The following is a 7,876-nucleotide window of genomic DNA, read 5'->3' on the forward strand; positions in this document are numbered from 1 at the left end:
GGTGTCAGGGGGCCGACGCGGGTGACGAAGCGGCCGGCGGGGGTGAGCAGCACCTCGTCGTCGTCGGGGCGCTCGGCCAGCTCGCCGGTCAGCCGCGCGGCCAGGGCGGTGGCGGCGGCGGGGCCGTCGAGCCCGGCGAGGGCGATCCTGCGGGCGGCCAGCCGGGGGTCCTCGTTGGCCAGGCTCCGCACCGCGCCCCAGGCGGCGGCGCCCGCGCCGGGGCCGGGCGGCGGGCCGCCCGGCGCGCCGCGCCCGGCGTCGGTGACCAGCCACAGGGCGGGGACGCGCTCCTCCGGGAGGCGCTCGCAGGCGGCGGCGAGGGCGCCGAGGACGGCGAGCTGCCGCACCGCCTCCTCGGTGGTCTGCTCCGCCGGGTCGCCGGGGGCGCCGGGGGGCGGTGCCAGCACGATGTCGGCGGGCCCCGCCGTCCCGGCGAGCAGCTCCGTCCAGCGGGCGGGGTCGTCGGCGGCGGGCACCTCGCACACGGTGTCGCGGGGGCGGCGGGCCCGCAGCGCGTCGCGTGTCGCCTTCAGCACCCCGGCCAGCAGCCCGGAGGTGGCGCAGACCAGCCAGGTGCGGGGCGGGCCGTCGTCCCCGGCCCGGGCCGGGTGCGCGCCGGAGCCGGCCGCCGGTGCGCCGGCGGGCAGCGGCGGGCGCGGGCCGCGCGCGGCGAGGATCACCGAGTAGTCGGCGCGGGCGGGGCCCGCGGTGTCGCCGGTCTGGACGGTGCCGGTGAACCCGCAGCGGCGCAGCAGGGCGGGCCACTCGTCGCGGGGCAGGAGCGGCCCGTCGGGGCGCAGGCCGGTGTCGGTGGCGGACCAGAAGGAGTCCAGCAGGCCGAAGACGGGCGCCATGAGCCCCACGGTGTGGCTCTCCAGGGCGAGCAGATGCCCGCCCTCGGCGAGCAGGCCGGCGACGTGCCGGACGGCGGCCGTCAGGTCGCGGGCGGTGTGCAGCGCGTTGGACGCGATCACCAGGTCGAACGAGCCGGGCGCGAAGCCCTGTCCGGCCGGGTCGGCGTCCAGGTCCAGGACCCGGAAGTCGAGGAAGTCGTAGGCGGCGAAGCGCTCCCGGGCGGCCGTGAAGAACGCCGGGGAGACATCGGTGTACGTGTAGTGGGCGCGCTCGGGCGGCAGGTGCGGCAGCAGCGCGGCGGTCAGGCCGCCGGTGCCGGCGCCGACCTCCAGCACGCGCAGCGGCCGGTCCCGCGGCCAGTCGGCGACGGCGGCGCCCAGCAGGTGGGCCGCGAGCCGGTTGTGGTAGTGCGTGACGGCGGTCGCGTCGTAGAAGCGGGAGGCGAGGTCGTCGGTCTCGGAGAACAGCAGGCTCAGCGGGTCGGTGCGGCCCCGCAGTACACCGGCCAGGCTCCGGCCGCACACCCCGTAGCCGTGCATGGCGACGCAGTCGCCGGGGAAGTCCCGCGCGGTGGCGGCGAACAGCCGGGACGGCTCCGGGCGGACGGCCAGGCGCCAGCGGCCCGGACCGGCGGTGGCGAACACGCCCTGGGCGACGGCGGTGCGGAACAGCGTGCGCAGCAGGGCGCCGTGCTTGGGGTCGGCGCCCGCGGCGAACAGGTCCTCCAGGCCGAAGTCCGGCCCGGGGTCGCCACCGTGGACGTCCCCGTGGGGCAGCAGCTCCCGCACCGCGGCGGCGGTGAAGTGCGCGGCCAGCTCCAGGGCCCGGGCCCGGGTGGCGGCGTAGGGGTGGGCCCGCCAGCGCTCGGTGGCGGCGCCGAGCCGGCCGGAGCAGGCGGCGAGGACCTCGGCGGGCGGCGGCAGCGGGGAGCGCCCGGCCGGGGTGCCGGGCAGCGGGGCGGCGCGGAGCGCCTCGGTGAGCACGGCGGGCTCCGGGCGGCGGCCGGCGTCGAAGCGGCGCAGGCGGCAGCCGAGCAGCTCCAGCGCCACGGTGCCGTCGGCGGCGAGGATCCGCACGTCCCAGCACGCCTCGTGGCCGGTGAACGCGTGGGCCTTCACGTGCACCAGGCCGGTCTCCGGCAACGGGCCCCAGCGGCGCACGGTCTCGATCCGGGCGGGCAGGAACGGCACCGGATCCCGCACGGCGGCGGCCAGCAGCGGCAACCCCGCCTGGAGCGCGCCGTCGACCACGCTGGGGTGTGCGAGGTGGCCGCGGGCCGGGTCGAGGGTGGCGGCGTAGGTGGCGAGCACCTCGCCGTCGCCGACCCGCAGGCCGGTGAGCGGCTGGAACGCGGGGCCGTGCGGCAGCCCGGCGCGGGCCAGCGCCTCGTAGTGCTCCCGGACGCCGGACTCGCCGGTGAGCCGGGCGCGCAGCGCGGGGACGTCGACGGCGGGCGGGGCGTCGCGCAGCAGGCGGCGGACCCGGCCGCGGGCGTGCTCGGTCCAGGTGCCGTTGCCGCCCCGGTGGCTGCTGATGGACAGGGCGCCGTCCTCGGCGACGGCCGTCTGGAGGCGCACCCGCGCCGCCGGGTCGTCGAACGGCAGGGTGAGCGCCCGGGTGACGGCCAGTCCGGTGACCTCGGCGGCTCCCTCGAACACCTCGTGCCCGGCGGCCAGGGCCATGTCCACGTAGGCGGCGCCGGGCAGGACGGTCGCGGCGCCCACCCGGTGGTCGGCCAGCCAGGCCAGCGGGCCGGGCTCCACCTCCTGCTGCCACAGGGGGCCCGCGGTGGCCAGCCGGGGGCCGAGCAGCGGGTGCGTGGGGCCCGCCGGACGGTGCTCGGCGGAGCCTTCGAGCCACCACTCGGGGGCGCCGTTCCAGTGGCGCTCGCGCTGCCAGGGGTAGGCCGGCAGGTCCACGACGCGGCCCCGGCGGGGGAAGAACGCCGACCAGTCGGTCTCGGCCCCGGCGGCCAGCAGGTGTGCGTGCGCGGCGTCGAGCGCGTCCGGACCGGCGGCGGTGCGGGACAGCGTGTCGATGACGGCGACGGGGTGGCCGCAGGCGGCGACGACGCGGCGCAGGTAGGTCCGCAGCACGGGGTGCGGGCCGATTTCCACCAGGACGTCGCATCCGGCGCCGGGCCCGGTGAGCGCCTGGACGGCGGCGGAGAACAGGACGGGCTCCCGCACGTTCCGCCACCAGTGGTCGGCGCCGAGCGCGGACCCGGCGACCCGGCCGCCGGTGACCGTGGAGATCAGCGGGACGCGGCCGTCCTCGGGGGTCAGGCCGGCCAGCGCCGCCTTCAGCGGCTCCCGCAGTCCGTCCATGCCCGGGCTGTGGAAGGCGTGGTCCAGGCCGAGGTCGCGGAAGAAGACGCCCCGGCCGGTCAGTTCGGTGCCGAGGGCGGCCAGCGCCCCGGCCTCCCCGGCGACGGTGACGTCCCGGTCGCTGTTGATCCCGGCCACCACGAGCCGTCCGGCCAGGCCCGGGTCCGCCAGCAGCCGTTCCGCCTCCAGCACGCCGAGCCCCACGGCGGCCATCCGGCCCAGGCCCGCGGTGGCGGCCTGGGCGCGGCTGCGTTCGGTGATGACGCGGCAGGCGTCGGCCCGCCCCAGGGCGCCCGCGCAGTAGGCGGCGGCGACCTCCCCGACGCTGTGCCCGGTCACCGCCGCCGGACGGACGCCGCGCGCGGCGAGGGCGGCCACCAGCCCGGCCTGCACGGCGAACAGCAGCGGCTGGGCGACCTCGACGCGCGACACGCGCGCCGGGTCGGCGGGCGCGGCCAGCTCCTCCAGCACCGACCAGCCCAGCAGGGGGGCCAGCTCGCCGTCCAGGGCGGCGATCTCGGTCCGGAAGGCCGGGTCGGCGCCGAGCAGTTCGGCGCCCATGCCGAGCCACTGCGCGCCGTTGCCGCTGAAGACGAATCCCACCCGGCCGCGCTCGACGGCGGCGGCGCGGGCCGCGCCGGGGGGCGTCTCGCCCGCCGCGAGGGCGCGCAGCGCGGTCGCCGCCCCGGCCGGTCCGGCCGCCAGCACCACGGCGCGCTGCTCGTGGCGGCCCCGGCGCCGGCAGGCGGTCCAGGCCACGTCGTAGAACCCGGCCGGGTCGGTGCCGTCCAGCCGCTCGGCCCACCGGGCGGCGGCCTCGGTGAGCGCCTGCGGGGTGCGGGCGGAGACCAGCACCGGCAGCCGCGGGGGCACGGCCCCGGCGGCCGGGGCGGCCCGTTCGCCGTCCCCGGCGCCGGCCGCGCCGGGCGCGGCCCGCAGGACGACGTGGGCGTTGGCGCCGCCGAACCCGAACGAGTTGACCCCGACGACGGGGAGCCGGCCGCCGGGCAGCGGGCGGCCGGCGGTCACGGGCGCCAGTCCCAGGCCGGCGAAGTCGATGGCCGGGCTGGTCGGCTCGGTGCGCGGCGGCGCGGGGATCCACCGCTCCCGCAGTACGAGCAGCGCGCTCAGCAGGCCCGCGAGTCCGGCGGCGGCCTCCAGATGGCCCACGGCCGACTTCACCGACCCCAGCGGCAGCGGCTCCCCGGTGCGCGCCCGGCCCAGGACCCGGCCCAGGGCGTCGCACTCCACCGGGTCGCCCGCCTCTGTGCCGGTGCCGTGCGCCTCGATGTAGGCGACGTCGTCGGGGTGGACGCCGACCGCCCCGTAGACGCGCCGCAGCAGGTCGGCCTGGGCCTCGGGGCTGGGCAGCGCCAGGCCCTGGGTGCGGCCGTCGGCGTTCACCGCGGTGCCGAGGATCACCGCGTGCACCCGGTCCCCGTCGGCGAGGGCCGCCGGGAGGGGCTTGAGCACCAGCACACCGGCGCCCTCGGCGCGGACGAAGCCGTCGGCCCCGGCGGCGAACGGGTGGCAGCGGCCGGTCGGCGACAGCATCGTGGCCGCCGAGAAGCCGATGAACCCGGCGGGGTTGAGCAGCACGTTCGCGCCGCCGGCCAGGGCGAGGCCGCTGCGGCCCGAACGCAGCGCCTCGCACGCCTGGTGAACGGCCGTCAGGGCGGAGGAGCAGGCGGTGTCGACGGCGGCGGACGGGCCGCGCAGGTCGAGCACGTACGAGATGCGGTTCGCCGTGTTGCACGCGGCCGAGCCGCTGATGGTGTAGGGGCTGAAGGCGCGCAGGCGGCGCTCCTGGAGGTTCGCGTAGTCGTGGCTGGAGACGCCCATCAGCACGGCCGTGTCGCCGCCGGCCAGGTCCGCCGGGGCGATCCCGGCGTCGTCGAGGGCCTCGACGGCGCATTCGAGGAGCAGCCGCTGCTGCGGGTCGAGCCGGGACGCCTCCTTGGGGGCGATGCCGAAGAAGTCCGCGTCGAAGGAGTCGATCTGCTCCAGGAAACCGCCCGATCCCGTGTAGGACTTGCCGGCCCTGCGGACGGCCGGGTCGACGAACGCGGCGGTGTCGAAACGGTCGGCCGGCACCTGGTCGCTCACCAGGTCCCGGCCCTCCCGGAGCGCCCCCCACAGCAGGTCCAGGGAGTCGACGCCGCCGGGCAGCCGCAGCCCCACGCCGACGATCGCGATCGGATCGGTATTCGAAGCCATCGGGCCCCCCAGTGGAAAACGGTCTTGCTCCGGGAGTCTTCGCCACGGGCCGGGCCGAAATCCCCGGAGAGGAGCCAAACCCCCAGATCGGACGAAGCAGAAGCATTGGGCAGGAAAGCGCTGCAAGGCCCCGTAAGGCGCCGAAGGCCGCCGGGTGGGGACGGACCGGGCCCGGTCAGCTCCGGGGCAGGACCGCGGCGAGGTCGTGCGCGAGGTCGCGGGCGATCTGCGCCCAGTGGTCGAGCAGGTAGAAGTGGCGGCCCGGGTAGAGCCGGGTGGTGGTCGGGCCGGCGGTGTGCCCGTCCCAGCCCTCCAGGTGGGCGGGGGGCACCACGGGATCGGCCAGCCCGCCGAAGACCGCGAACGGGCAGTCCAGCGGCTCCCCCTCGGACCACTCGAACAACAGGTAGGCGAGCGTCTCCCGCTTGGCCAGCGCCATGACGCCCGCCGAGCGCAGCCGCCGGTCGGCGGTCAGCTCGGCCAGCAGCCGCAGCAGCGCCGTGCCCGACATCGACCGCATCGCGGACATCCGCCGGTGCCACAGGTGCGGGGGGAACGCCGCGGAGACGGCCAGCAGCACGGGCCCCGGCAGCCCCCGGCGCGCCAGCTCCCGCGCCGTCTCGAAGGCGAGCAGCCCGCCGGAGCAGTGGGCGAAGAACGCCGCGGGCACCCCCCGGGCCTCACCGGCGATCGCCCCGGCGAGCTGCCGGGCGAGCGCGGGAACGGTGTCGGCGGTGGGCTCCCCGGCCCCGGCGCCGGGCCCCGGCGTCTCCAGCGAGCAGGTCTCCACGAAGGCGGGCAGCGCGTGCGCCAGCGGCAGGTAGAACCCGGCCGCGGCGCCCATGAACGGGAAGCAGTACAGCCGGACCCTCGCCTCCGGCCGGGGCGTGGTGACGCGGGTCCACCCCGTGTGCGGTGCCGGGGTCCGGCCTGGCCGACGAGCAGTCACGCGCTCCTCCAGGTGTGCGGTCCTGCTCCGGGTATTCCCCCGGACACCCTGCGTCACCCAGCTGGCGGGCGAAACCGCCCGAATCGGTCGCTTCCGCTACAGTCCGGTCTCCAGCGCGAGGAGTTCGGCCATGGTCTGGCGGCGGCGGATGAGCCGCGGGCGGCCCTCCTCCTCGACCAGCACCTCGGGGATCAGCGGGCGCGAGTTGTAGGTGGAGGACATGCTCGCGCCGTAGGCCCCGGCGTCGTGGAAGACGACGAGATCACCGATCTCGGTGTGCGGCAGCGGCACCGGCCACACCTCGCCGTCCCCGGTCTGGGTGAACACGTCGCCGGATTCGCACAGCGGCCCGGCCAGCACGGTCTCGCGCTGTCCCTGGGTGCGGGGCCGCCCGTCGGGGCCGAGCACGGAGATCCGGTGGCTGCTGCCGTACATCGCGGGCCGCATCAGGTCGTTGAAGCCCGCGTCGACCAGGACGAAGTGGTTGCTGCCCATCGGCTTGCGGGCGCGGGCCTCGGAGACCAGCACGCCGGCCCCGGCCACCAGGAAGCGGCCGGGCTCGATCTCCAGGCGCAGCGGGTGCCCGAGGTGGGTCTCCAGGTCGCGGCGGGCGGCGTCCCACACCCGGAAGTAGCGGTCGGTGTCGATCTCGGCGTCGCCGGGCCGGTAGGGAACGGTGAGGCCGCCGCCCGCCGAGATCGCCCGGACGTCCCGGCCGCACATCCGCACCTGCTTCACCATGGCCTCGCAGACGCTCTCCAGGTGGGAGTAGTCCACGCCGGAGCCGATGTGCATGTGCAGGCCGACGAGTTCGAGCCGGTACCGGTCGATCAGCTCCAGGCTCTCCGGCAGGTGCTCGTACCAGATGCCGTGCTTGCTGTGCTGGCCGCCGGTGTTGGTCTTGCGGCTGTGCCCGTGGCCGAAGCCGGGGTTGATCCGCAGCCACACGCGGTGGCCGGGGGCGACGGCGCCGAGCTGCTCCAGCATCTGCGGCGAGCCGGCGTTGACGGGCACGCCCAGCTCCACGACGCGCCGCAGCGCGGTCCGGTCCAGCAGGTCGGCGGTGAGGACGACGGGGTCGTCGTGGCCGCCGACCGCGTATCCGGCGGCCAGGGCCCGGTCCAGCTCACCGGCGGAGACCGCGTCGACCAGGACGCCCTCCTCCCGCACGAGGCGGAGGATGTGGGTGTTGGAGTTGGCCTTCTGGGCGTAGCGGATCACGTCGAAGGAGCGCAGCCGGGCGATCTGCCGCCGGATCGCCGCCGCGTCGTACACCCACACCGGGGTGCCGAACTCCTCGGCTATCCGGGCCAGCCGGGGCCCGGTGAGCGCGCGGGCGCCGTGGAGACGGTCGTTCGTCATGGTCGGTGCAGTCCTTCCCCGGCGGTGATCGGGTGCCACCGGGGATCCTCCTCCTTCCCGCCCGCGCCGCGCACACCTGTCCGTACGGTGGACGGGTCCGTCCCGGGGGCGGCCCGCCCGCCCGGGGCGGGGGCGCCTCACCGGCCCACGGCCCCCACCGGCTCCC

Annotated in this window: 3 protein-coding genes; all 3 read right to left on the bottom strand. The window is 77.6% G+C overall.

Annotation, left to right across the window (positions count from 1 at the left end; genetic code table 11):
• On the bottom strand, positions 1 to 5,399 hold a 5,399-nt coding region (locus ACSNOC_RS26170; RefSeq protein ID WP_436750045.1), incomplete at its 3' end, for a beta-ketoacyl synthase N-terminal-like domain-containing protein.
• A 175-nt stretch (positions 5,400 to 5,574) separates the two neighbouring features.
• Entirely contained in the window at positions 5,575 to 6,348 is a 774-nt protein-coding gene (locus ACSNOC_RS26175) for a thioesterase II family protein (protein ID WP_436750046.1), read from the bottom strand.
• A gap of 96 nt (positions 6,349 to 6,444) precedes the next feature.
• Entirely contained in the window at positions 6,445 to 7,710 is a 1,266-nt protein-coding gene (gene lysA / locus ACSNOC_RS26180) for a diaminopimelate decarboxylase (RefSeq protein WP_436750047.1), read from the bottom strand.
• Positions 7,711 to 7,876: the final 166 nt, after the last annotated feature.

This window comes from Streptomyces sp. URMC 129 (genome assembly GCF_051386415.1).
Lineage (GTDB): Bacteria > Actinomycetota > Actinomycetes > Streptomycetales > Streptomycetaceae > Streptomyces.

What these genes read in the sequence shown, in the direction of transcription:
- lysA (WP_436750047.1), bottom strand. Translation starts at nt 7,710, where the DNA reads ATGACGAACGACCGTCTCCACGGCGCCCGCGCGCTCACCGGGCCCCGG.